The 24,439-nt window shown below is 60.5% G+C and carries 19 protein-coding genes; 12 read left to right on the top strand and 7 right to left on the bottom strand.

Going from position 1 to position 24,439, the window contains the following annotated elements; all coding sequences use genetic code 11:
- Positions 1-152 precede the first annotated feature (152 nt).
- Positions 153-2,201, top strand: coding sequence for a phosphocholine-specific phospholipase C (locus QQJ86_RS10420; RefSeq protein WP_284320873.1), 2,049 nt, complete (start codon positions 153-155; stop codon positions 2,199-2,201).
- A 216-nt stretch (positions 2,202-2,417) separates the two neighbouring features.
- On the top strand, positions 2,418-3,710 hold the full coding sequence (locus tag QQJ86_RS10415; protein WP_284320872.1) for a DUF5690 family protein: 1,293 nt from the start codon (positions 2,418-2,420) through the stop codon (positions 3,708-3,710).
- Between the two features lie 575 nt (positions 3,711-4,285).
- On the opposite strand, the gene phnN is transcribed toward QQJ86_RS10415, so the two are convergent.
- From phnN to phnF, 3 genes are read right to left on the bottom strand one after another with little or no spacing between them, the layout of a single operon-like run.
- Entirely contained in the window at positions 4,286-4,891 is a 606-nt protein-coding gene (phnN, locus tag QQJ86_RS10410; RefSeq protein ID WP_284320871.1) for a phosphonate metabolism protein/1,5-bisphosphokinase (PRPP-forming) PhnN, read from the bottom strand.
- Entirely contained in the window at positions 4,888-5,538 is a 651-nt protein-coding gene (locus QQJ86_RS10405) for a DUF1045 domain-containing protein (protein ID WP_284320870.1), read from the bottom strand. Before QQJ86_RS10405 ends, phnN begins: the two co-directional genes overlap by 4 nt.
- Positions 5,538-6,269: a phosphonate metabolism transcriptional regulator PhnF gene (gene phnF, locus QQJ86_RS10400; RefSeq protein WP_284320869.1), complete on the bottom strand. Its 732-nt coding sequence runs from the start codon at positions 6,267-6,269 to the stop codon at positions 5,538-5,540. Before phnF ends, QQJ86_RS10405 begins: the two co-directional genes overlap by 1 nt.
- A 134-nt stretch (positions 6,270-6,403) precedes the next feature.
- Here phnF and phnG point away from each other — a divergent pair, with 134 nt between their 5' ends.
- From phnG to QQJ86_RS10355, 9 genes are all read left to right on the top strand, one after another.
- On the top strand, positions 6,404-6,850 hold the full coding sequence (gene phnG / locus QQJ86_RS10395) for a phosphonate C-P lyase system protein PhnG (protein WP_284320868.1): 447 nt from the start codon (positions 6,404-6,406) through the stop codon (positions 6,848-6,850).
- Positions 6,850-7,425, top strand: a complete 576-nt coding sequence (phnH, locus tag QQJ86_RS10390) for a phosphonate C-P lyase system protein PhnH (protein ID WP_284320867.1) — start codon at positions 6,850-6,852, stop codon at positions 7,423-7,425. The genes phnG and phnH overlap by 1 nt, the downstream gene beginning before the upstream one ends.
- The gene (locus tag QQJ86_RS10385; RefSeq protein ID WP_284320866.1) at positions 7,426-8,529 is read left to right on the top strand and encodes a carbon-phosphorus lyase complex subunit; all 1,104 of its coding nucleotides are present in this window, start codon (positions 7,426-7,428) and stop codon (positions 8,527-8,529) included. It begins immediately after the preceding gene.
- Positions 8,526-9,362, top strand: a complete 837-nt coding sequence (locus QQJ86_RS10380; RefSeq protein WP_284320865.1) for an alpha-D-ribose 1-methylphosphonate 5-phosphate C-P-lyase PhnJ — start codon at positions 8,526-8,528, stop codon at positions 9,360-9,362. The genes QQJ86_RS10385 and QQJ86_RS10380 overlap by 4 nt, the downstream gene beginning before the upstream one ends.
- Positions 9,359-10,129, top strand: a complete 771-nt coding sequence (phnK, locus tag QQJ86_RS10375; protein ID WP_284320864.1) for a phosphonate C-P lyase system protein PhnK — start codon at positions 9,359-9,361, stop codon at positions 10,127-10,129. The genes QQJ86_RS10380 and phnK overlap by 4 nt, the downstream gene beginning before the upstream one ends.
- On the top strand, positions 10,126-10,827 hold the full coding sequence (phnL, locus tag QQJ86_RS10370; RefSeq protein ID WP_284320863.1) for a phosphonate C-P lyase system protein PhnL: 702 nt from the start codon (positions 10,126-10,128) through the stop codon (positions 10,825-10,827). Before phnK ends, phnL begins: the two co-directional genes overlap by 4 nt.
- A 13-nt stretch (positions 10,828-10,840) precedes the next feature.
- Complete coding sequence (locus tag QQJ86_RS10365) at positions 10,841-11,998, top strand: alpha-D-ribose 1-methylphosphonate 5-triphosphate diphosphatase (RefSeq protein ID WP_284320862.1); 1,158 nt, start codon at positions 10,841-10,843, stop codon at positions 11,996-11,998.
- Positions 11,999-12,504: 506 nt separating this feature from the next.
- Positions 12,505-15,135 carry a TonB-dependent receptor gene (locus QQJ86_RS10360; protein ID WP_284320861.1) on the top strand — a complete coding sequence of 877 codons (2,631 nt, stop codon included), beginning with the start codon at positions 12,505-12,507 and terminating at the stop codon, positions 15,133-15,135.
- A gap of 81 nt (positions 15,136-15,216) precedes the next feature.
- On the top strand, positions 15,217-17,253 hold the full coding sequence (locus QQJ86_RS10355) for a tetratricopeptide repeat-containing sulfotransferase family protein (RefSeq protein WP_284320860.1): 2,037 nt from the start codon (positions 15,217-15,219) through the stop codon (positions 17,251-17,253).
- Between the two features lie 52 nt (positions 17,254-17,305).
- Here QQJ86_RS10355 and clpB read toward each other — a convergent pair whose 3' ends face one another.
- The 3 genes from clpB to rluD all read right to left on the bottom strand — a co-directional run bounded on the left by clpB (position 17,306) and on the right by rluD (position 21,754).
- Positions 17,306-19,891, bottom strand: coding sequence for an ATP-dependent chaperone ClpB (gene clpB / locus QQJ86_RS10350; RefSeq protein ID WP_284320859.1), 2,586 nt, complete (start codon positions 19,889-19,891; stop codon positions 17,306-17,308).
- A gap of 124 nt (positions 19,892-20,015) precedes the next feature.
- A complete protein-coding gene (gene pgeF, locus QQJ86_RS10345; protein WP_284320858.1) occupies positions 20,016-20,762 on the bottom strand; it encodes a peptidoglycan editing factor PgeF in 747 nt (248 codons plus the stop codon).
- Positions 20,763-20,776: 14 nt separating this feature from the next.
- On the bottom strand, positions 20,777-21,754 hold the full coding sequence (rluD, locus tag QQJ86_RS10340; RefSeq protein WP_284320857.1) for a 23S rRNA pseudouridine(1911/1915/1917) synthase RluD: 978 nt from the start codon (positions 21,752-21,754) through the stop codon (positions 20,777-20,779).
- 71 nt (positions 21,755-21,825) lie between these two features.
- Between rluD and QQJ86_RS10335 the strand changes: the two genes are divergently transcribed.
- A complete protein-coding gene (locus tag QQJ86_RS10335; RefSeq protein ID WP_284320856.1) occupies positions 21,826-22,686 on the top strand; it encodes an outer membrane protein assembly factor BamD in 861 nt (286 codons plus the stop codon).
- A 76-nt stretch (positions 22,687-22,762) separates the two neighbouring features.
- On the opposite strand, the gene QQJ86_RS10330 is transcribed toward QQJ86_RS10335, so the two are convergent.
- A complete protein-coding gene (locus QQJ86_RS10330) occupies positions 22,763-24,400 on the bottom strand; it encodes an NAD+ synthase (protein WP_284320855.1) in 1,638 nt (545 codons plus the stop codon).
- Between the last annotated feature and the right edge of the window lie 39 nt (positions 24,401-24,439).

The raw sequence follows: 24,439 nt of genomic DNA, 5'->3' as shown, positions 1-24,439 counted from the left end.
CATGGTTCAGCCTGTCGAAGACAAGTGACAGGCTCCTCCACCCATCTATCACCCGTCTGCTCGCTGTCGTCGCACTGGCAAGTCGCTGCAACAGCTTCGCGCTGAGCTACGCAGGGGCTGGCGTGGGCCGGCCATTTGCTGGGGAGAGGTGTATGAGCGAGATCGACGATATCAAGCGTCGGCGATTCCTGAAGGTAACGGCCGGCGCCGCGGGTGGACTGACAGCTATGTCGATGCTGCCACCAGCCATACGCAAAGCGCTGGCGACACCGGCCGCCACGGTTACCGGCACCATCAGCGATGTGAAGCACGTGGTGATCTTCATGCAAGAGAACCGCTCGTTCGATCACTACTTCGGCAGCCGCCCCGGTGTGCGCGGCTTCAACGATCCCGTGCCGGCGCCGTTGCCCAGCACCACGCTCACGGGGAACAACGTGTGGTATCAGCCGTACAAGAGCAACTACATCCTGCCTTTCCATCTGGATACGACCAAGACCAACGCCACCTGCATCAGCGCATCCTCGATGGGCTTCACCACCGACACGGCCATCAACAACGGCGGCAAGTTCAATGCATGGAATACGGCGCGTTCGCCGGGGCTTGGCATGGGGTTTTACAACCGCAACGACCTGCCGTTCTACTACGCACTGGCCGACAGCTTCACCGTCTGCGACCAGTATTTCTGTTCAACGCTCACCGACACCAATCCGAATCGCCTGTTCCTGTTCACCGGCAGCAACGGACTTTCGGTAGGTACCTCGCCTGTATTGGACGACACCGAATCCAGCTCGGGCTGGACCTGGACTACCTATGCCGAACGCCTGCAGTCGGCCGGTGTGAGCTGGAAGGTCTACCAGCAGAGCGACAATTTCGACGACAACGCACTGGCGTGGTTCGCCAATTTCAAAAACGCCGCGCCCGGTTCCGCGCTGTACGACCAGGGCATGGCGACCGTGTCGAACATCGTGACGGCCTTCCAAAACGACGTCACCAACAACACCTTGCCGCAGGTCTCATGGGTCGTCGCACCTGCGTCGCTGTCGGAGCATCCGAACTATCAACCGCCGGATGGCGAAAACCTCACCGCTCAACTGGTGGCCGCACTGGCGTCCAATCCCAGCGTATATGCCAGCACGGTCTTTATCCTTAATTACGATGAAAACGGCGGCTTCTTCGATCATGTGCCGCCGCCGTGCCCACCGTCATCCATCACCGGCGGCAAGTCCACCGTCAGCACGTCGGGCGAACTGAGCACGGTCAATGAATCCGGCAGCACGATCAATGCCTCACCGATCGGACTGGGTTACCGCGTACCAGCGATCATCGTGTCTCCCTGGACCTACGGCGGCCGTGTGTGTTCGCAGGTTTTCGATCACAGCTCGGTCCTGCAATTTCTGGAGCAATGGACCGGCGTGACCGAACCGAACATCAGCGCATGGCGCAGGGCAGTCTGCGGCGATCTCACCGCCGCCTTCGATTTCAGCGGCAGCAACACGAACTGGCCAAGCCTGCCGTCGACCAGCAACTACGTATCGCAATCGAGCACGGAATGTTCCACCTTGCCGGCACCAACGGTGCCGAAGACACAAACCATGCCGACCGCCGAAACCGGCATTTACCCGGCCTGCGCGCTGCCTTACACGATAGACGCGCAAGGCAGCATCAACACGTCCGCCAACCAGTTCGATATCGACTTCATCAATACAGGTACGGTTGGCGTGGTGTTTCAGGTCTATGCATTCAATCGCAGCAGCAGCACCGGCCCGTGGACCTATACGGTGGGCACCAATGCGTCCGTTTCCGATTATTGGAACGGCAGCGTGTTCAACGGCGGAACCTACGCGCTGGAAGTGCACGGACCGAACGGTTTCATGCGTCATTACCAGGGCAGCGCCAAGTCGGCGGCTGTCATGCCGGAAACTGCCATCAGCTACAACCCGAGCGCCGGCACGGTCACGCTGACCATGAGCAATGCTGGCACCAGCAGTTGCTCGATGACGGTCACCAACGGCTATAACGCCTCCGACATGCGCACCTATACCGTGCCTGCAGGCGGCAGCGTTAACGACACCTGGAATCTGAGCAGCAGCGCGAACTGGTACGACCTCAAGGCGATCGTTGCAGGCTTGAGCAACTGGTCACGCCGTTTGTGCGGGCATATGGAAAACGGGCTGCCGAGCACGACCGAGCCACCGCACTGAACGTCCCTTGTTGCAAGGCTTTCTCATCAGCCATGCGCCACTGAATAGGTGTACCCCTCCCCTGCAAGCAGGGGAGGGAACTGCTTTTCACAGGGTGACCAGAGCTCAAACCGCTCTAGACCTTTCCCGTTCCCGCGCCTAGCGATCGCCACGCCGCTGTAACCTGACACGTCCACTCTGCCGGCATCGCCATTCAGCGGTTTACCGGATATTTCCGTGTTCATTGCGTCGCGTCTTTACCGCCATCCCTTGATGATCAACCTGCTGGCCGGCAGCGCGGCGTTTCTGGCCTATGCGTCGATGTATGCATTTCGCAAACCGTTCACTGCCGCATCCTTCGATGGCCTTCACGTCGGCGGCATCGATTACAAGGTGTGGCTGGTCATCGCACAGGTTTTTGGATACATGCTGAGCAAGGTGCGCGGGATTACCTGGATCGCCGAGATCCAGCGCCAGCATCGCGCACGCACACTCGTCTGCTTGATCGGTTTCTCATGGATCGCGCTGTTGGGTTTCGCGCTGATTCCAGCGCCGTGGAATATCCCGTTTCTATTCCTCAACGGCCTGCCGCTAGGCATGGTGTGGGGCGTGATCTTCGGATATTTGGAAGGACGCCGCGGCACCGAGATGATGGGTGCATGCATGTGTGCCAGCTTTATCGTGGGCTCCGGCGTGGTGAAATCCGTCGGCATGTGGTTGATGGTGCACTGGCATGTGAGTGAATTCTGGATGCCCTTCACCACCGGCTTGTTGTTCATCGCACCGCTGTGCCTGGCAGTCTGGGTACTGGAACACCTGCCTGCGCCGGACGCTGCCGATGTGGCCGCGCGCAGTGTGCGCTTGCCGATGGATGCCGCTACGCGGCGCGCCTTCCTGGCACGCTTCCTGCCCGGCATCGCGATGATCGTGATGGCCTATGTGGCGCTGACCATCACGCGCGATTTCCGTGACAATTTCGCAGCGGAAATATGGAGCGATCTCGGCCACGGCGGCGATGCCTCGGTGTTCACTGAGACTGAAGCACCGATCGCTGTTGCGGTGTTGATCATCACAGCCTTCACCATGATTGTGCGCAATAACCTCAGGGCGCTGATGCTCAATCACGTACTGATCTTCGGTGGCTTCAGCATCGCCGTGTTAGCCACCTGGATGCACAACCACGCCATGATCGATCCACTGGGCTGGATTGGCCTAAGCGGTTTCGGTCTGTATCTGGCTTACGTGCCGTATAACGCCACCTTCTTCGAACGCATGCTGGCGACGTTCCGTGTTGGCGGCAATGTCGGCTTCATCATGTATATCGCCGATAGCAGCGGCTATATGGGTAGCGTGGCGATAATCCTGGTTAAGGAATTCGGCGGCATGCATTTGTCTTGGGCATCGTTCTATGCGCAGACGGTGATGACGTTGTCAGGCATCGGCATGCTGATTACGTTGGTGTCGGCGCTGTATTTTTACGAGAAGGCGCGGCGGGCGCGGCTGTCGGTGCCTGTCGCTGCTGCGGCGTGAGGCTGGATCAAAGATCAAGCAAAAGGGTTTCTGATTAGCGTCTCGCCTCAGCTGGGCATTTTGTGTTGTTGGGACATTGCCTGCGGCGCTTTCGGTCCCTAAAGGGCCCGAGTCACTTTTCTTTGCTGGCCCAAAGAAAAGTAACCCAAAGAAATGGCCTGAAGAGCTCATGGCATTGCATAGGTTACAAGCTTGAAGGATGACGCCTTAGCTTTGATCGTTGGCGGGCCAAGCTTCTACCGCGCCGCTATACCGCGAGGCGTCGGAGCGTTGAGGGCTTAAAGCGAGCCTGCCGATAGGTTGAGCTTTGCTGAGCTCTGCCCGATCTGCTTTAAGTCCTCAGCGCTCCGACGCCTCGCGGTATAGCGGGGGCGTTGAACCATGGGCGAGCAACCTTCGATCTAGCCATAGGCGTTCAGGCTTTTACCTTACTCATGCTGTGAGCCTTTTAGGCCATTTCTTTGGGTTACTTTTCTTTGGGCCAGCAAAGAAAAGTGACCCGGGCGCTTCGCGACCGGAAGCGCCGCAGGCAATGCCACAACAACACGACACACCCAGCTGAGGCGAGACGCTAATCAGAAAAGGATTTGCATATCGAGATGTGAGACGTTTCCACTGGGGACGCCCCCACTAGAACCGCGCCCCTCGCAAATCGCCCGCAACAACACCGCCCCCGCCTCCTCAACGCTGCTTTCATTCCGAATAACCACACTGTCAGACGGCACAGAATAAGCCTCAGCACGGTGCAACCGCGCAGCGATATCCGCCTCCGTTTCGCGTCCGCGCAAAGCAAGTCGTTGCGCGATGCATTCCGCACTGGCCGTGATGAGCACCGGCTGCAAGTTGTCAAAGCGCTGGCGTGCAAGCGCGAGCGCTGCGCGTGAGCCGTTTACCAGCACGTCCATACCATGCTCCAGCCAATGCAGCACTTCGCTGCCGATGCCGTAGTGCAGGCCATGCGCCTGCCAGCTCAGCACGAACAGGCCACGTTGTTCGCGCGAGTGGAACTCAGCTTCGCTCAATGCCACATGATTTTCGCCACCAGCATGTGCTGGCCGAGTGATATAGCGATGCGCGCACAGCACGCTGTGCGTCGCGCCGTGTTGCCGCACCCAGGCCAACACGCTGTCCTTGCCGGCGCCGGAAGGTCCCATGACGTAATACAAGCGCCCTTGGTTCATGCCGCGGCCTTCAGCGGCAGGCTCACGAGTTGCTCGAACGCTGCGCCTGGTATCGGCTCACGGCAAACGGTGAGAGCGTCGATGCGCGCGCAAGGGGCGTGGCCCAACTTGGGCAATAGGTATGCACACAAGGCTTGTTCTTCTTCTGCAGTAGCAGGCGCGGAAAGCGTCAAATGGAAACGATAACGGTCCAGCACATAGGGATAGCCGTATTGGCGAAACAGTGTGTGCTCCGTGTCATCCAGTGTTTCAGCCCGCCGCTCCCACGCAGCTTGCGTGATGGGCGCACGTAATGTGTTTAGATCGCGCACGCATTGCGCGGCCAATGCATCGACGGCTTGCGTATCGCCGCATGGCCGCAGCGCGAGAAAGCCTGCCAGTGTGTCGAGTTGCAGCGGCAACTCGAAGGCCGGTGTGTACACGGCAATATCGGCGATGCGACGATGCAAGTCATCATAGCTTGCATGCGATGCCAGCTCGAACGGCGCAGTGAGCGTGGCGTGCCAGCCGTAGCGCCGCACGTCGGCGAGCAGCACCTGCAACCGTTCTGGCGCGATAGTCGGCACAACAGTAGTCGCTAACCACTCGGTTCCGAACGCATGCAAGGCACTGTCCGGCGCCGGACAAAAATAGACCGCGTAACGCATCAGCCATCCGCCATCAACACAAGTTGCACCCACTCGCCGGAGAAGCGCGTGATGCCATATTGCACCGGCACACCGCGTGTATCGGCATTGATGGATTGCACGTAGAGCACCGGCCGGTTGGTCGCCTGTTTCATCAATCTCGCGGTGTGCGCGTCGGGCAGACGTGCAGACACGCGCGTGTGCTTGCGCTCGTAGTCGATGACACCGAATTCTTCCAGCGTCCGCGTGACCGATCGCAGGCGACGGTATACCGAAGGCAGGCCGGTAAACCGCGCAGCAGGAAAATACGCCGTACTGTAGTCCACGATATGTCCGTCGGCACGGCTGATCGTTTCGATGCGGTAGGCATAGGCGTGACGATCCATGCACAGCGCCTGCGCCACCTGTGGTGGCGGGATCTCGCGCGCATCCTCCAGCACTTCGATATCCGCTTCCACGTTGAGGTTGCGCATGTTCTGAGTGAAGCGCGTGCGCCGGCTGATGGGGTAATCCAGCGCGTGCTCCTGCACGAAGGTGCCGCGACCCTGCTCGGTACGCACCAGGTTGCGCTGCTCCAGCGCAGCAACGGCACGGCGCACGGTATGGCGGTTGACGTTGAAGCGCACCGCCAACTCCTGCGCGGATGGCAGTTGCTCACCTTGGCGCAGCGCCCCTTTGAGAATGTCATCGGCCAGGATGCCACTGATCTGGCTCCAGAGCGCAACGCCCCGGCCTCGTTCGATTTCAGCCATACCACGTCCTCAACCTGTCTATTCGTCGTCATGGGAACGGCATGCTGACCTGCTGGAATGCCGTTCGAAGGGCGCCAAGTGGCGCCCGCACCTGTCTAGATAACTAGACATTTGTGACAAGCCTAGGAACACCTATGGACACCTCCCCCCACTTGGCGCGTTCGCAATGGATGTCGTTGCTGGCGCAGTCGGAGCCAGACGAACTGGCCCTGGCCATGAAAGAACTTGCGCCGCCCGTCGATGCTGCCTGGCTGCGCCCTGCGCAAACCGGCCTGTACATGCTGCGCGGACGCATGGGCGGCAACGGCGCGCAGTTCAATTTCGGCGAGATCACCGTGACCCGCTGCAGCGTGCAGATCGGCGAACGCATCGGACACGCCTGGGTGCGCGGCACGCACGCACGGCACGCCGAACTGGCGGCCTTGGCCGACGCGCTGCTGCAAGATCCGAGCTTGCATGCGCGTCTGCGCACAGAACTGCTGGAACCCCTTCTGCGCTCGCTGCAGGCCCGGAGGGATACGGCCAGCCGCAAGGCGGCAGCCAGCAAGGTGGAGTTCTTTACCGTGGTGCGGGGTGATTGATGCTTGCCGCGTTTGCTAATCCGGTTTTCGACAGCCAGCGCACCTTCCGCGAACTGCTGCAGGCGATGGCCCGCCCCGCCGTACCTCGCGCGCTACCCGTTCTGCCACCCGCGCCTGAATCGGTAGCGCCAGCCGCCATGGCGATACTGCTTACGCTCTGCGATGCAGCCACCGCGCTGTGGCTGCAGCAGCCTGTGGGGAATGCGCTTGAGCACCTGCGTTTCCACACTGGTCTGCGCGTGGCACAGACTGCGAAAGAGGCGGATTTTGCACTGATCACTGCGCCGGATGCGATGCCGTCGCTGCAGTCCTTTGCCCAAGGCGAGCTGCGTTATCCGGATCGCTCCACCAGCCTGATTGTGCAGGTGCAAGGCTTTCGCAACGAAGCCGGCGTGTGTGTGGCCGGCCCAGGCATCCGCGACCAGGAAATGCTGCATATCGAAGGCTTGCCTGCCGATTTCTGGACCCAGCGCGCGGCATTGGCCGAAAGCTTTCCGCTGGGTATCGACATGTTTTTCGTGGCTGAGCAGCACGTGCTGGCGCTGCCGCGTACCACCCGTTTGCTGGAGCATTGAATGTACGTAGCCGTGAAAGGGGGCGAGCAAGCTATTGCCCGTTCGCTGGAATTGCTGGCCGAAGCGCGGCGCGGCGATCCGGCTGTGCCGGAACTGGAGCTGACGCAGATCCGCGAACAACTGCGCCTGGGCGTAGCGCGCGTCATGCAGGAAGGTTCGTTGTACGACGAGGAACTGGCCGCGCTGGCTATTCGCCAGGCAGCGGGCGACATGCTGGAGGCGATCTTTCTGCTGCGCGCCTACCGCACCACGTTGCCGCGCTTTGGCTACACGCTACCGCTTGAGACGGATGGCATGCGCGTGCGTCGCCGTGTATCCGGCACCTTCAAGGACATTCCCGGCGGCCAAGTGCTTGGGCCTACCGCCGATTACACGCAGCGCCTGCTGGATTTCGATACAACACCGCCGACTGCGACGACATCCGCCGAAGCTCCTTTGCCCGCCGAGATGCCCCGCGTGCTGGATCTGCTGGAAGCCGAAGCCTTGATTGAGCCGGCGGATGCCGATAGCGATCCAGAACCACTCGATCTCACCCGCGAACCGCTTACGTTTCCGGCCGACCGCGCCACACGCCTGCAGAACCTGGCGCGCGGCGACGAAGGCTATTTGCTAGGCCTGGCCTATTCCACGCAACGCGGCTATGCGGAAAGCCATCCCTTCGCGGGTGAAATACGCATGGGCGAAGTGGACGTGTGTATTTGCCCGGAGGAACTCGGCTTTTCGATCGAGATCGGCAGCATCACCGTCACCGAGTGCCAGATGATCAACCAATTTCATGGCGGCAACGGCGTGCCGCCGCAATTCACGCGAGGCTACGGATTGAGCATGGGCGAAGGCGAACGCAAGGCCATGTCGATGGCATTGGTAGACCGCGCCTTGCGCTGCGACGAACTGGGCGAAACGGCGCATGCACCGGCACAAGATCAGGAGTTCGTGCTGTCGCATTCAGACAACGTGGAAGCCTCGGGCTTCGTGCAACATCTCAAGCTACCGCACTACGTAGATTTCCAAGCCGAGCTGTCGCTGTTGCGCACGCTTGCAAAGCAGCAAGCTGCGGACAGCGGCGAGCAACCCTTGCACGCAGCGGGAGGTTTGCACGCATGACGCCCCGCTATAACTTCGCCTTCCTCGACGAAGACACCAAGCGCATGTTGCGCCGCGCCCTGCTCAAAGCAGTGGCCATTCCCGGTTGCCAGATTCCGTTCGGCAGCCGAGAAATGCCCCTGCCCTACGGCTGGGGCACCGGCGGCATCCAGGTCACCGCTGCCTTGCTGGGGCCGGACGACGTACTGAAGGTGATCGACCAAGGCGCGGACGACACCACCAACGCGGTGAACATCCGTCGTTTCTTTGCGCGCGTGGCGGGTATCGCCACCACTGAGCGTACGGCGGAAGCCACGCTGATCCAGACGCGCCACCGTATTCCTGAAACACCGCTGCGCGAGGATCAGATCCTGGTATTCCAGGTACCGGAGCCCGAACCGCTACGCACCCTGGAAGCACGCGAAACCGAAACACGCACGCTGCACGCCCTGGCCGATTACGGACTCATGCACGTCAAGCTCTACGAAGACATCGCCCGCTACGGGCGCATTGCGACCAGTTACGACTATCCAGTGCTGGTGGATGGACGCTACCTGACATCGCCCTCGCCTATTCCGAAATTCGACAATCCCAAGCTGGATCACTCACCGGCCCTGATGCTGTTTGGCGCCGGACGCGAAAAACGCATCTATGCCATTCCGCCGTATACGCGCGTAGAAAGCGTGGCCTTCGAAGATCATCCGTTCGACGTGCAGCAATGGGATGAACGCTGCGCGTTGTGCGGCTCGGGCGAAAGCTACCTGGATGAAGTGGTGGTGGACGATCGGGGCACGCGCATGTTCGTGTGTTCAGATACGGATTTCTGCAGCCAACGCACGGAGGCGCAGGCATGAACGCGCTGCTGAAAGTGCGCACGCTCGGCCACCGCTACGGCCAGCGCGTAGGCTGCGAAGACGTGAGTTTCGATCTGTATCCCGGCGAACTGCTGTGTATCGTGGGTGAATCGGGCTCGGGCAAATCTACCTTGCTCAATACGCTGGCCGCGCAGCTCGCGCCCACGTCCGGCTCGGTACGCTACCGGCAGCGCGACGGCGCATGGCTGGATGTCGGCAGCTTGAATGAAGCGGACCGTCGACGGCTTGCCCGTCAGGAGTGGGGATTCGTCACACAGAATCCACGCGACGGGCTGCGCTTGAACGTGAGCGCCGGTGCAAACGTAGCCGAACGTCTGATGGCGCTGGGCGAACGTCACTATGGCCGCTTGCGCAACATCGCGCGCGGCTGGCTGGAGCGTGTGGAAATCGATCCTGCGCGCATTGATGACATGCCGGCCGATTTTTCCGGCGGCATGCAACAGCGACTGCAAATTGCACGCACGCTGGTGACCCATCCGCGTCTGGTGTTCATGGATGAACCGACGGCGGGATTGGATGTATCGGTGCAAGCGCGCATTCTGGATCTGCTGCGCCGATTGGTGCACGAGCTGGACCTGGCCGCCGTGATGGTGACGCACGATCTGGCCGTCGCGCGCCTGCTGGCAGCGCGCACGATGGTGATGCAAGGCGGACGCGTGGTGGAAACTGGGCTTACCGACCAGATCCTGGACGATCCGCAGCATCCGTATACGCAATTGCTCGTTTCATCGGTGTTGACCACATGACCGCTACCTTGATGCTTGAACTGCGCGACCTTGGCAAGTCGTTCGAATTGCACCAGCAGCATGGCGCGCATCTCAATGTGCTCCGTGGTGTGAACCTGAGTTTGCACGCCGGTGAATGCGTGGTGTTATCCGGCCCCTCCGGCGCGGGAAAAAGCACGCTGCTGCGCGTGATCTATGCCAATTACCGGACGAGTGGCGGCGCCGTGTACGTGCGCCACGACGATCGCTGGCTGGATCTGGCTAGCGCGACGCCACACGAAGTGCTGGATGTACGTCGGCGCACACTTGGCTACGTCAGCCAGTTCCTGCGCGTGATTCCACGCGTATCCGCACTGGACATCGTGGCCGAGCCGCTGCTGCGCGACGGCATGGATGAACACGAAGCACGCGAACGCGCGGCCGCCATGTTGCGTCGGGTGAATATTCCCGAACGCCTGTGGGCGTTGCCGCCCGGCACGTTCTCCGGTGGTGAGCAGCAGCGAGTAAACATCGCTCGCGGACTGATTGTGCCGCGCCCCATCCTGCTGCTGGACGAACCCACAGCTTCGCTTGATGCCGGCAATCGCGCCGTAGTGGCAGAACTACTCGCTGAAGCTCGCGCCGCCGGCTCCGCGGTGCTCGGCATCTTTCACGACGAAGCCATGCGCGACCAAGTCGCCACGCGCCTCTTTACCATGCAGGCGCTGGAAGCCGCTTAACTCTCTTTCTTCTATGCATAAGAACTCCATGAACGATTTAGTCTTGACCAACGCACGCATCGTGCTCGACAACACGGTCATCCACGGCAGCCTGTTCGCCCGCAACGGCATGATCCGCATGATCGACGAAGGTCGTACGCCATCGCCGGGCGCGATCGACTGCGAGGGTGACTACATCATCCCGGGCCTGATCGAAATACACACCGACAACCTGGAAAAACATCTGATGCCCCGCGCCGGTGTGCTGTGGCCGTCGCTGCCGGCAGTGCTTACACACGATGCACAGGTGGTGGCCGCCGGTATCACCACCGTATTCGACGCGTTGTCGGTGGGTGACCTGGAAGAGGAAAGCGTGCGCATCGAAACGCTGCGCAGCACCTATGACGCCATTCTTGAAGGTCAAGCCAGCGGAGCCCTGCGCGCAGATCATTGGTTGCATCTACGTTGCGAACTGGCCTATCCGCGCTTGCTCGAAGCCTTGGAACCACTGCTGCATCACGACAGTGTGCGGCTGGTTTCGCTGATGGACCACACGCCTGGCCAACGCCAGTACCGCGATCTGCAGCAGTACCGCAAGTATTACAGCAAGAACCATATGAGCTGGACGGAGGAGGAATTCGCCGAAGTGGTGAAACGCCGCGCCGAACAGCAGGCCACCTACAGTGCCCGACACGAGCGCGCCGTGCTCACCTTGGCGAAGCAGCACAAGATGGTGCTGGCCAGCCACGACGACACCGATACCGAACAAGTGCGTCACGCGCAACGCATCGGCGTGACCATTTCCGAATTCCCCACTACACAGGAGGCCGCCGACGCTGCGTATTCGCACGGTCTGCGCACGGTGATGGGCGCGCCTAACGTCGTGCGCGGCGGTTCGCACTCCGGCAACGTAGCCGCGCTGGAGCTTGCACGCACCGATCGCCTCGACATGCTTTCTTCGGACTATGTGCCGGCCAGCCTGTTGCACGGTGCCTTTCTGTTGCATACGCAAGCAGATTGGTCGATGCCGCGCGCCATGGCCACGGTCAGCCGCAATCCGGCCAAGGCGCTGGGCTTCGAAGATCGCGGGCAGCTCAAGCCCGGCTTGCGCGCGGATGTAGTGCGTATGCGCGTGATGGATGGCTTGCCGATCGTGCGCAATGTATGGGTACATGGTGAGCGCGCGTTTTAAGCGATTGATGCAAACGCTTACACACGTCCGTAGCGTAATCATTCCTTAATGTCATTCTCACGAAAGCGAGAATGATGACGACACAGTAAGATTTCGCAGATCACTGTTTTCGAATGCCATTGATATCGATAAGCATCGGGCATCGATAAGTCATAAATCGTTGTAGATGCTTACCGGCATTCACAATCCTGTGCACACGGGGCACATCGCGTGATATTGCGATGCGAGGGAAGTTGTCTGCAGTGTTCCAATAAATACGCCGGCACACGCACCGAATGTCATTATTTAAAAGTTTTTCTGGCATCAAATTGTCATGAAAAGCCACAAGAGTACGCGCGCTGTTCAGGGGCGCTCGGCGTGCATGACGAGTTCGGCTAGACATCTATGCAAGTTGGCTAGACGACGTCATCAGCATTTCATGGCTACCCCCTAGCCTTCTCATCAAGACAGCATCAAGCATTCATACCGGTGCTGCGCAATCACCACATGTCTCGGGGGATATCGTTTTGAAGATCAATCCAATCACTTGCGCGGTGCTTGCCGCGCTTGCGGTCACTCGCGTGTCTTATGCAGACGACACCGTGCAGCCGGCTCCAACAACACCATCAACATCAGCTGCACAGCCCGCCAAACCGGATGCATCCTCCGCGTCCACACTCGGTACGGTGACGGTGACCGCGCAGCACACAGCCCAAGACATGCAGGACGTGCCGATTACGCTGCAGGCATTCACCGGCACGACCTTGCAGCAGTTGAACGTCGTGTCGTTCGATGACCTGATCAAGTATCTGCCCAATGTGACCTTCGCCGCGAACGGCCCAGGCCAGGGCAACATCTACATGCGCGGCCTGAGCACCGGCTTCCTCGGCAATCAGTCGAGCGCGTCGATCGCACCGTTCCCGAACGTCGCGGTTTATCTCGACGACCAGTCGATGCAGTTCCCCGCGCGCAATCTCGACATCTACATGGTAGATATGGAGCGCCTCGAAGTGCTCGAAGGCCCGCAGGGTACGTTGTTCGGCGGTGGCGCCGAGGCGGGTGCCGTTCGCTACATCACCAACAAGCCGAATCTCAACAAGACGAGCGGCAGCGCAGAAGCCAGCGTTGGCGTTACCGATGGCGGCGCACCGAACAATTCGGCCAACGTCGTGCTGAACCTGCCGCTCATTCCAGGTACGCTGGCAGTGCGTGGCGTGATCTACCACGATCATGAGGGCGGTTACATCAACAACGTGCCAAGCACGTACACGCGCCAGTCCACGGACGGCGGCGGAGCCATGGCGCCTTACGTCGCTGCCGGCGGCACTTCGGTCATCAACAACTACAGCGTCGCGCAGAACAACTGGAACCCCGTTGACTACCAGGGCGCCCGCCTGTCCGCGTTGTGGAAGATCAACGACGACTGGAACTTCCTGATCGCCGAGAGCTATCAGAACCTGGACGCCAAGGGCCAGTCCTCGACGTACCCGATCGGCACCGACGGCCAGACGCTGGGCACCGACCAGATCACCTCCTTCGTACCGGCCTGGAACAACGACCACTTCACCAATACCTCGTGGACGTTGAACGGCCAGATCGGTGACCTCTCGCTGGTGTACACCGGCGGCTACACCAATCGCCACATCAGCGAACAGCAGGATTACACCAACTATTCGCGCAGCGCCGGCGGCATGTATTACCAGTGCACCGGCACGTCAGCGGGCCTGTCCAGCGCGGGCAAGCCGATCTGCTATTCGCCGGTCGGCTATTGGAACGACCACGTCAACAGCACGCATCAGAGCCATGAGTTGCGCCTGAGCACCCCGGAAGACTATCGCTTCCGCGTCATCGGCGGCCTGTACTACGAAGATTTCAACATCGACGACCACATGAACTTCAACTACAAGACCATCCCGTCTTGTACGCCGCAGAACCTGGCCAATGCGGTCGCCGGCGGCTATCCGTGCGTAGCCAATGCGATGTCTTCGCCGGGCGTCGAGATGCCCGACGACACGGCCTTCGGTGAAGTCGAGCAGCGCGGCTACAAACAGGAAGCGGCATTCGCTTCGCTGTCGTACGACATCATTCCCGAAGTGCTGACTGTGACCGGCGGCACGCGCTATTACCACTACTCCGAGTGGCAGACGGGTACGGAGTTCTACACCACCACCGCGCAGGACAATGTTCCCAACGGCACCTACGTGGGCAACGACACGGTGATGAACTACCACAAGACGTATCACGGCTTTAAGAGTCGTGCGAACGTGGTGTGGCACATCACGCCGAATACGATGGTGTATTACACCTTCTCGCAAGGTTTCCGCCCGGGTGGCTTCAATCGCACGACCTCGGGCGTGGCGAAGCTCGATGGCGAAGCGCAGTACCGCAAGCCGATCAGCTACGCGCCTGATACGTTGACCAACAACGAAATCGGCTTCAAAACCACGTTCTTCGACGACCGCCTGATGCTCAACGGCTCGCTGTACGACATGCGGTGGGACAACGTGCAGATGCAGTTCTTCAATCCGCTGGTGCTGGGTAACACCACCTTCGCGGTCAACGGGCCGAACTACAAGGTGGATGGCGGCGAACTGCAATTCCAGGCACGGCTCACCGATGGCTTGACGCTTATCGGCTCCGGTTCGCTCAACCATGCCAAGCAGACCACTTCACCGTGCTTGATTGACAACATCCCTGGCTCGCCGCGGTACAACGAGTGCATCATCCAAACCGGCGCTGTCGGTGCCGAAACGTCCTTCGCCAATCCGTTTGGTGAAATCGGCAGCGTGCCAGCCTTCTCGCCCCGCTCGCAGTACAACATGCGCCTGCGTTACGACTGGACGTTCGGCGACGGCTTCAAGGCATTCGCGCAGGTTGGCTTCAACCACACCGGTTCGATGTACAACCAGCCGGCCACCTATCCGAGTGGCTCGGGCGTGACGGACATCACCACCGTTGAATTGCGTTACCTGCAGGCCGGTTACAACACCGTCGACGCATCGGTAGGCGTGGCCAAGGACAACTGGGATGTGTCGCTGTACGGCACCAACCTGACCGACAACCACGCCAGCGTGTTCACCTCCTCGGCTCAGTTCATCGAGTCGGAAGTGCCGATTCGTCCGCGCGTGATCGGCCTGAAGGTGGGCTTCAAGTTCTAAACCATTGCTGCCCTGGCGGTTTAAGTAGAATCGGGTGGGCGTAATGCCCACCCTCTTTTTTTTTAAGGTTTGCGATCGATCATGAATGCCACGCCGGCCGACCCGGGATTGCTATCGGTGGAGCAACGAGTTCAGCAACTGCGCGAGCTGCAAGGTGCCGGGCACTATGCCCAAGCCCTGCAAGCAGCCGAAGCGTTGGCCGTGGAAGCACCGGAACACCGCGACGTGCTGCACGCCATAGCCAGAAGCCAGCGCTATCTCGGACAGATCGACGCGGCCTTGCAGACGCTGGCGCGGCTGGAACAGCACCACCCCCAATTCAGCCGTTTGCACGAAGAGCGCGGTCATTGCTACGTCGTGATGCGCGATGCGCCGCGTGCGATCGACGCGCTATTGCGTGCCGTCAACATCAATCCTGCCTTGCCTTCGAGCTGGAACTTGCTCGAAGGTCTGTATCGCATGACTGGCGATACTACCAATGCGGCAACCGCCGCCGCGCATGTCGCCACGCTCAAGCGTTTGGCGCCCGAAGTCGTGCACGCAACCAGCCATTTCTCGGATGGCGACCTCGAACCTGCCGAGCAGATCATCCGCGCTTACCTGATCAAAGTCGGCAATGACGTCGAAGCGATGCGCCTGCTTGCACGTATAGGCCTGGCACGCGACGTGCTCGACGACGCCGAAATGCTGCTCGACGCGGTACTGAAGATCGCACCGAACTATCGAGCGGCACGCTATGACTATGCGTGCGTCCTATTCGAACGACACCTGTACCAGCGGGCCTCCGAGGAAATCGAAAAGCTGCTTGCGGTCGATCCTGATCACGTCGATTACCGCACGCTCTACGCCAGCGCGAGCGTCGGCCTGGGTGAACACGAGCGAGCCATCGGTTTGTATCAGCAGCTTTTGCAGCAACTGCCGGGCGCCGCCGATTTGCACCTGTCGTTTGCCCATTCGCTGAAGACACAAGGAAGGCAAGCCGACGCGATCGAAGCTTACCGCGCAGCGACGGCGGCACGCCCCAACTTTGGCGATGCGTATTGGAGCCTGGCCAACCTCAAAACTTATCGCTTTTCGGATGATGAGATGGCCCGGATGCGTGCCGAGGAAGCGTCATCGGCCACCCCGCTGATCGATCGTTATCATCTGTGTTTCGCATTAGGCAAAGCGTTCGAGGATCGCAGCGACTACGCCGAATCGTGGAACTATTACGATCGAGGCAATGCGCTCAAGCGCTCCGAAAGCCGTTATCGCCCCGAGATCATCGAGACCAACACGCGCAGGCAGATCGAAATCTGTACTCGCGAATTCCTCGCAAGCCGCACGGGCGCAGGCGATCCGAGTCCTGATCCGATTTTCATCGTCGGCCTGCCACGTGCCGGCTCCACCCTGCTCGAACAGATCCTCGCCTCTCATTCGCAGGTGGAAGGCACGCAGGAGCTGGCTGATATTCCGCGTATCGTGCTCGATCTGCAGGGACGCGATCCTGATCTCGATGATCCCCGCTACCCCGGTGTGCTGACCTGCATGCAGCCGGAGGACTTTCGCGAGCTGGGCGAAAAGTATCTGCGCGATACGCGCATCTACCGTAGTGGCAAGTCTTATTTCATCGACAAGATGCCGAATAATTTCCGGCACCTTGGCCTGATCCATCTGATACTGCCCAACGCAAAGATCATCGATGCACGGCGCGAGCCTATGGCCTGCTGCTTCAGCAATCTCAAGCAACTGTTCGCCACCGGCCAGGAATTCACCTACAGCGTCGAGGACATCGCGCGCTATTACCGCACCTATCTCGAGCTGATGGAGCATTGGGATGCGGCGCTACCCGGCCGCGTGCTGCGCATCTACCACGAAGACGTGGTCGATGATCTGGAAGGCAATGTGCGACGCCTGCTCGATTTCTGCGGTCTGCCGTTCGAACCCGGTTGCCTGGAATTCCACAAGACTGTGCGCAGCGTGCGCACGGCAAGTTCCGAGCAGGTTCGCCGTCCGATCTTTCGCGACGGCGTCGATCAGTGGGCCAAGTTCGCGCCCTATCTCGGCGCGCTCAAGGAGCAGCTTGGCGATGCGCTTGTGCGCTATCGAACAGATAGCACCACAGCACTTGGCATCTGATACTCATCATTCCCGCTTTCGCGGGAATGATGACAAGGAAGCGGTACAAACATCAGGCGTTCTTGTGGAACGCCAGATGCCCGCCTTCCACTTCAACCACAATCGTGTCACCCGATACAAAACGTCCTTCCAGGATTTCCCTCGCCAACGGGTTCTCCAACTGTTGTTGGATCGCACGCTTGAGCGGTCTCGCGCCGTATACCGGATCGAAACCAACGTTGCCGAGCAAATCCAGCGCCTTCTCGTCGATCTCCAGCTTGAGCTGACGTTCGGCCAAGCGCTTTTCCAGATACGTGAGCTGGATCAGCGCAATCTTGCGAATCTGCTTTTTCTCCAGCGGGCGGAACACCACCAGCTCGTCCAGACGGTTGATGAATTCCGGACGGAAGTGCGCCTGCACCACACCCAGCACAGCGGCTTTCATCTGCAGGTAATCGGCCTCGGTGTCACCCGCGTTTTCCTGGATGAGCTGCGAGCCAAGGTTGGAAGTCATCACAATCACGGTGTTGCGGAAATCCACCGTGCGGCCTTGGCCGTCGGTGAGGCGTCCATCGTCGAGCACCTGCAGCAGCACGTTGAAGACGTCCGGGTGCGCTTTCTCCACTTCGTCCAGCAAGATCACGCTGTACGGCCGACGACGCACCGCCTCGGTGAGATAGCCACCTTCCTCGTAACCGACATAACCGGGAGGTGCACCGATCAGACGCGCGACGGAGTGCTTCTCCATGAATTCACTCATGTCGATGCGTATCATCGCTTCCTGCGTATCGAACAGGAATTCGGCCAGTGCCTTGCAGAGTTCCGTCTTGCCCACGCCGGTGGGGCCAAGGAACAGGAACGAACCGTAAGGGCGATTGGGATCGGACAGGCCTGCGCGTGCACGACGGATGGCGTCGGAGACCGCACGCACCGCTTCGTCCTGGCCAACCACGCGCTTGTGCAGCGATTCTTCCATGTGCAGCAACTTGTCGCGCTCGCCTTCAAGCATCTTGCTGACGGGAATACCCGTCCAGCGCGACACCACTTCGGCCACTTCTTCTTCCGTGACACGATCCTGTACCAGCTTGAAATCCTGCTTCTCGGCAGCTTGCGCCGCAGCGAGTTGCTTTTCCAGTTCAGGCATGCGGCCGTACTGGATCTCGCTCATCTTGGCGTAATCCTGCCTGCGCTGCGCTGCTTCCAGTTCCACGCGCGCTTGCTCGATCTGCTCTTTGACCTTGGTCGCGCCTTGCAACGCGGCCTTTTCCGACTTCCACACTTCGTTGAGATCGGAGAATTCGCGTTCGAGCTTGGCAATGTCGTTATCGAGATCCGCAAGGCGCTTCTTCGAAGCCTCGTCGGTTTCCTTCTTCAGCATTTCGCGCTGGATCTTGAGCTGAATCAGGCGGCGCTCCAGGCGGTCGAGTTCTTCCGGCTTGGAGTCGATTTCCATGCGGATGCGCGAGGCAGCCTCATCGATCAGGTCGATGGCCTTGTCCGGCAGTTGGCGATCCGTGATGTAACGGTTCGACAGCGTGGCCGCAGCAACAATGGCGGGATCGGTGATCTCCACGCCGTGATGCATGGCGTAGCGTTCTTTCAAGCCGCGCAGGATGGCGATGGTGTCCTCCACGCTCGGCTCGCCCACGTACACCTTCTGAAAGCGGCGTTCCAATGCAGCATCTTTCTCGATGTACTTGCGGTATTCGTCCAGCGTGGTGGCGCCGACGCAATGCAGCTCGCCGCGCGCCAGCGCAGGTTTAAGCATATTGCCGGCGTCCATCGCGCCCTCGGCTTTGCCGGCACCGACCATCGTGTGCAATTCGTCGATGAACAGGATGATCTGGCCTTCGTTCTTGGCCAGGTCGTTGAGTACAGCCTTGAGGCGCTCTTCGAACTCGCCACGGAATTTCGCACCGGCAATCAGCGCGCCCATGTCGAGCACGAGCACGCGCTTGTCGCGCAGGCCCTCGGGCACTTCGTTCTTGATGATGCGTTGCGCGAGGCCTTCGACGATGGCTGTCTTGCCCACACCAGGTTCGCCGATCAGCACGGGATTGTTCTTGGTACGACGTTGCAGCACCTGGATCACGCGGCGAATTTCCTCGTCGCGGCCGATCACCGGATCGAGCTTGCCGCTCTCGGCGCGCGCAGTGAGGTCAATGCAATATTTTTCCAGTGCCTGGCGCTGGTCTTCGGCGTTTTCGCTCTGCACTTTTTCGCCGCCGCGCAGCTTGTCGATGGCAGCTTCCAGGTTGGTCTTGGTGGCGCCGGCTGCTTTCAATGCCGCACCCAGTTCGCCCTTGTCTTCCAGGGCGGCCAGCACGAACAGCTCGCTGGCGATGAACTGGTCGCCGCGCTGCTGTGCAAGCTTGTCGGTGAGGTTGAGCAGGCGCGTCAGTTCGTTGCCGGCGTGGATGTTGCCTTCCTGTCCACTCACTTTTGGCAGTCGGTCGAGCAGCTCAAACACGCGCTGACGGAATGCCGGCACGTTGACGTGTGCCTGGGTCAGCAACGGCGCAGTCGAGCCGCCTTGTTGGTCGAGCAGTGCAGCCATGATGTGCACCGGCTCGAGCATGTTGTGATCGCGCCCCACTGCAAGCGATTGCGCATCCGCAAGCGCCTGCTGGAAACGCGAGGTAAGTTTGTCCATTCGCATCGAGGTATCCCCAAAAAGGTTTTTGGCGGACGCACCGCCACTGCCCGCAAAGATGCGGACGCAGCGGGGTGATTCAAGCGTTGCAGATGGATGCTTTAAGGTAGGTTAGGGTGCAAACCCCAACCTAAGGCTCCAGCCAGATCAGGCTGGCGAATCGACCGCTGCGGGCCCCTTCGCCCCGATAGGAATAAAAGCGTGCGTCGGTGCGCGTATCAAAACCGCCGCCATAGATACGCGTAACGCCCGCCGCCTCCAGGCGTTGCCGCGCCAACGTGGCCAGATCGCATAGCCAATGCCCCGAGCGGGTCGGCACAAAGGCCGAAGCCGCGGCAGGGTCGTGATGAAGAAACGCCTTGCGCACTTCCTCACCCACTTCATACGAAGGCGCACCGATGCATGGACCGAGCCATGCCAGCAGGTTCTCGGGGTGCATCTGCATCTGTTCGACCGTGTTTTCCAGCACGCCGGCGACCAGTCCTCGCCAGCCTGCATGCGCGGCACCCATGATGCTGCCGTCGTCGGCACAGAGCAGCACGGGCAAGCAATCGGCCGTGAGAATCGCCAGCACCGTGCCCTGCAAGTGCGAAACCGCTGCATCCGCCTCGGGTTCGTGAGGACCCGGCAACGGACCAAGCTCCGCCACGGTGGTGCCATGCACCTGCCGCAACCAGCGCGGCTCCGCCGGCAACGCCAGCGACTGACGCAACGCGCCGCGATTGCTGCGCACAGTCTGCTCGTCTTCACCACTGCGCAACCCGAGATTGAAACGCCCGAAAGGCGGCTGCGAAACACCTGGACCATCACGCGTAGTGACGGCCGCATGCACACCACGCGGCGCGGGCCAGTCGGGGAAGAGCCAGGCGTCAGTCATCGAATGCATCGTGATTATTCGTTGGAACCGTTGACTGCGAGATCGGCACGAAGTGCCGCGATCAACGCATCTACATCATCCGGACGTGTCGCATCAAACGACAATGCTTCGCCGGTAACTGGGTGTTCAAACGCCAACCGCTCCGCATGCAGCGCCTGTCGACGGAAGCCGCGCAAGGCGGCCACCAATTCCGGCGTCGCGCGCTTGGGCAATTTCAAGCTGCCGCCGTACAGTGGATCGCCGACCAGCGGGTGACCGATGTGTGCCATGTGCACGCGGATCTGGTGCGTGCGTCCGGTTTCGAGATTGCACTGGATCAAGCTATGTGTGCGGAAGCGCTCGCGCAGGCGGTAGTGGGTCATAGCGTGCTTGCCGTCTTCTTCGTCGCGCACGGCCTGGCGCAGGCGATCGCTGTGATGACGGCCGATGGGGGCGTCGACGGTGCCACCTGCGATGAGTGCGCCGAGCACTACAGCTTCGTACTGGCGATCAACGTCGTGGCGCGACAGCATGTCGACCAGGGCGGTGTGCGCGGCCAGCGTTTTGGCAACCACCATCAGCCCGGAGGTGTCCTTGTCCAAACGATGCACAATGCCGCCGCGCGGCAGCTCGGCCAGCTTCGGATCGTGATGAAGCAGCGCGTTGAGCAGCGTGCCTGCCGGGTTGCCGGCACCGGGATGCACGACCAGGCCTGCGGGCTTGTTCAACACCAGCAGATGCTCGTCCTCATGGACGATGTCCAGGGCGATGGCCTCAGGCTCACTGGATACTTCGGTCTCCAGCTCCGCTTCCAGCCGCACCTGCTCGCCTCCCTTCAGCAGATGACGTGGCACCGCCGGCACGCCGTCCAATGTCACCGCGCCCGCCTTGATCCAGCTGGTCAGGCGGGAACGGGAGTAGTCCGGGAACATCTCGGCCAAGGCCTGGTCGAACCTTCGACCTGCCGCCGACAGGGGGACAACCGCCTCATGACGAATGATGGAGCCTGTCATCCCTGAACCCCCGGCCGGGAACCGGTTTCGGCTATGATCCCTTTTCGCTCAAACATCTGAACCCCTTACTCATGCGCGTAACCAAGCTGCCGGTCGCCCCGACATCTGCCCTTAAAGTACTGATCGTGCTCGTCCTGGCACTGACGATGAGCGCCTGCTCATGGTTCCATCGCGGCGGCGATCCGCTCGATACCTTGCCGCTGCCGCAGCTTTACGCCAGGGCCCATAACGATCTGGTCCATGCCGATTATTCAGCGGCTGAGAAAGCGTACCAGCGTCTGATCGCCCGTTTCCCATCCGGTCCGTTCAACGAGCAGTCCCAGTTGGAACTGGCTTACGCGCAATACAAGAACAACAAGCCGGACGACGCCTATTCGACGGTCAACCGCTTCATCAAGGCGAACCCGCTCAATCCACATGTGGATTATGCCTATTACCTGCGCGGTCTGATCAACTTCGACCGCACCACGGGCATTATCGAGCGTACGTTCACCAGCCAGGAAATTGGCAAGCAGACGCGCCGCGACCAGGGTTACAACCTGAAGTCGTTCGACGATTTCGCTGAACTCAGCCGCCGCTTCCCCGATAGTGCCTACGCCGCGGACGCCCGCCAGCGCATGATCTATCTGCGCAACGTGCTGGCCCAGTACGAAATCAACGTCTCCAAGTTCTATCTGCGCAACAAGGCCTACGTAGCTGCGGCAGACCGCGCCCAGTACGTGATCGAGCACTATCAGGAATCGCCGCAAGCCGGCGACGCACTGGCCATCATGTGCCGCAGCTATCTGGCCCTGGGCCAGAAGCAGCAAGCCGACCAGGTGCGGCAGGTGCTGACGACGAACTATCCGGACCACCCGTATCTGAAGGATCCGAAGTGGCCGCACTCGCCGTCGCTGATACGCAAGATGATTCCGTTCTCGGGCCACTATTGAGCGTTGGCCGTTTGATGCGGAAAAAAGCCGGTGCGCACTGAGCCACCGGCTTTTTCTTTTGTAGGTTGAGGTGCAGTCATTTCCAGCCTGAGGTAATGGGGTATCGCCGCTCGCGACCAAATGCGCGTGTCGTTACGCGCGGACCGGGGGCCGATTGGCGCCGCTTGAATTCGTTGACCAGCACTAACCGAACGACGCGGTGCACGGTGTTTGCGTCATAACCGGCGGCAATGATTTCCGCCTGCGACTGCTCCTCTTCGATGAAGCGGGCGAGGATGGCGTCCAGTTCGTCGTACGGCGGCAACGAATCCTGGTCGGTCTGGTTTTCGCGCAGCTCGGCCGAAGGCGGACGCTCGATCACCGCGGGCGGGATAACCCATGCGTCATCACCCTGAATGTGCTGCTCGGACAGATTGCGCCAGCGGGAGAGTCGGTACACCTCGGTCTTGTAGACATCCTTGAGTGGCGCGTAGGCACCGCACATGTCGCCGTACAACGTGGCGTAACCCACTGCCATCTCGCTCTTATTGCCGGTGGCCAACAACAGACGGCTGTGTTTATTGGAAAGCGCCATCAACATCACACCGCGGGTGCGCGATTGCAGATTTTCTTCGGTGACGTCCGGCGACTTGCCCGCGAACGCAGGCGTTAGCGCTGTGATGAAGGCGTCGTATACCGGCTCGATGCCGATCACGTGGTATTCCACGCCGAGCCGTTCGGCTTGTCCGCGCGCCCCGTCGAGCGAAAGCTGCGAGGTATAGCGCATGGGCATCATCACTGCGGTGACACGATCCGGACCGAGCGCATCCACCGCCAGTGCAAGCGTGAGCGCCGAATCGATGCCGCCCGAAAGTCCCAGCAGCACGCCGCTGAAGCCGTTCTTGTCGATGTAGTCGCGAATGCCGCGCACCAGCGCAGCGTAGAGCGTGGCTTCGTGCGAGGCATCCGGCACACTTGGCCAGTCCAGTGCATGCAGCGTGCGAGTGGTGGTGTCGAAGTCGGCCCACAGCAGCGCATCGATGAACGCCGGCGCTCGTGCGGCAATGCTGCCATCGCCATTCACCAGCAGCGTACCGCCGTCGTACACGACCTCATCCTGACCGCCGACGAGATTGAGATACACAAAGGCACAACCGGTTTCCTTCGCACGCGCCACCAATACTTCCTCGCGCGCCGTCTGTTTGGCGTCATCCCAAGGGGACGCATTGATCACTACGATCAATTCAGCGCCGGCAGCCGCCGCAGCAGCAGCCGGCTCGGCCTGCCACACGTCCTCGCAAACCAGATAGCCGACACGTACGCCATCGACCACCGCTACTGCGCTGGTCCGCCCCGGGCGGAAATAGCGCTTATCGTCGAAGACACCATAGTTCGGCAGCGCCCGCTTGTGGGTGATCTGCACGATCTCACCGCCGCCCAGGAATGCTGCAGCGTTGTACACCTCACCCATGCTGTGCGGAAAACCGACGATGGCGGCCAGCCCGTTGGTATCGGCTGCAATCTCCTGGATGGCGTCCTGGCAGGCGGCGAGGAAGCTCGGGCGCAGCAGCAGATCTTCAGGTGGATAACCGCTGATGGTCAGTTCGGGAAACACCGCCAGCGCCGCCTTGCCTTCGCGGGCACGGTCCATCAGTTCGCGAACTTTGGCGGTGTTGGCGGCGACGGCGCCGACGGAGAAATCGTATTGGGCCAGGGCCAGGCGGAGAACGGCCATGTAGTGCATGTTCCAGGTTCGACTGGCGCTACATGGTAA

The sequence above is a fragment of the Dyella acidisoli genome, assembly GCF_030160295.1.
Lineage (GTDB): Bacteria > Pseudomonadota > Gammaproteobacteria > Xanthomonadales > Rhodanobacteraceae > Dyella_B > Dyella_B acidisoli.
Note: the sequence above shows the minus strand (reverse complement) of the source record. Positions and strands in the feature narration are given on the sequence as shown.

What these genes read in the sequence shown, in the direction of transcription:
- QQJ86_RS10420 (WP_284320873.1), top strand. Translation starts at nt 153, where the DNA reads ATGAGCGAGATCGACGATATCAAGCGTCGGCGATTCCTGAAGGTAACG.
- phnN (WP_284320871.1), bottom strand. Translation starts at nt 4,891, where the DNA reads ATGAACCAAGGGCGCTTGTATTACGTCATGGGACCTTCCGGCGCCGGC.
- QQJ86_RS10405 (WP_284320870.1), bottom strand. Translation starts at nt 5,538, where the DNA reads ATGCGTTACGCGGTCTATTTTTGTCCGGCGCCGGACAGTGCCTTGCAT.
- phnF (WP_284320869.1), bottom strand. Translation starts at nt 6,269, where the DNA reads ATGGCTGAAATCGAACGAGGCCGGGGCGTTGCGCTCTGGAGCCAGATC.
- phnG (WP_284320868.1), top strand. Translation starts at nt 6,404, where the DNA reads ATGGACACCTCCCCCCACTTGGCGCGTTCGCAATGGATGTCGTTGCTG.
- phnH (WP_284320867.1), top strand. Translation starts at nt 6,850, where the DNA reads ATGCTTGCCGCGTTTGCTAATCCGGTTTTCGACAGCCAGCGCACCTTC.
- QQJ86_RS10385 (WP_284320866.1), top strand. Translation starts at nt 7,426, where the DNA reads ATGTACGTAGCCGTGAAAGGGGGCGAGCAAGCTATTGCCCGTTCGCTG.
- QQJ86_RS10380 (WP_284320865.1), top strand. Translation starts at nt 8,526, where the DNA reads ATGACGCCCCGCTATAACTTCGCCTTCCTCGACGAAGACACCAAGCGC.
- phnK (WP_284320864.1), top strand. Translation starts at nt 9,359, where the DNA reads ATGAACGCGCTGCTGAAAGTGCGCACGCTCGGCCACCGCTACGGCCAG.
- phnL (WP_284320863.1), top strand. Translation starts at nt 10,126, where the DNA reads ATGACCGCTACCTTGATGCTTGAACTGCGCGACCTTGGCAAGTCGTTC.
- QQJ86_RS10365 (WP_284320862.1), top strand. Translation starts at nt 10,841, where the DNA reads ATGCATAAGAACTCCATGAACGATTTAGTCTTGACCAACGCACGCATC.
- QQJ86_RS10355 (WP_284320860.1), top strand. Translation starts at nt 15,217, where the DNA reads ATGAATGCCACGCCGGCCGACCCGGGATTGCTATCGGTGGAGCAACGA.
- clpB (WP_284320859.1), bottom strand. Translation starts at nt 19,891, where the DNA reads ATGCGAATGGACAAACTTACCTCGCGTTTCCAGCAGGCGCTTGCGGAT.
- pgeF (WP_284320858.1), bottom strand. Translation starts at nt 20,762, where the DNA reads ATGACTGACGCCTGGCTCTTCCCCGACTGGCCCGCGCCGCGTGGTGTG.
- rluD (WP_284320857.1), bottom strand. Translation starts at nt 21,754, where the DNA reads ATGACAGGCTCCATCATTCGTCATGAGGCGGTTGTCCCCCTGTCGGCG.
- QQJ86_RS10335 (WP_284320856.1), top strand. Translation starts at nt 21,826, where the DNA reads ATGCGCGTAACCAAGCTGCCGGTCGCCCCGACATCTGCCCTTAAAGTA.
- QQJ86_RS10330 (WP_284320855.1), bottom strand. Translation starts at nt 24,400, where the DNA reads ATGGCCGTTCTCCGCCTGGCCCTGGCCCAATACGATTTCTCCGTCGGC.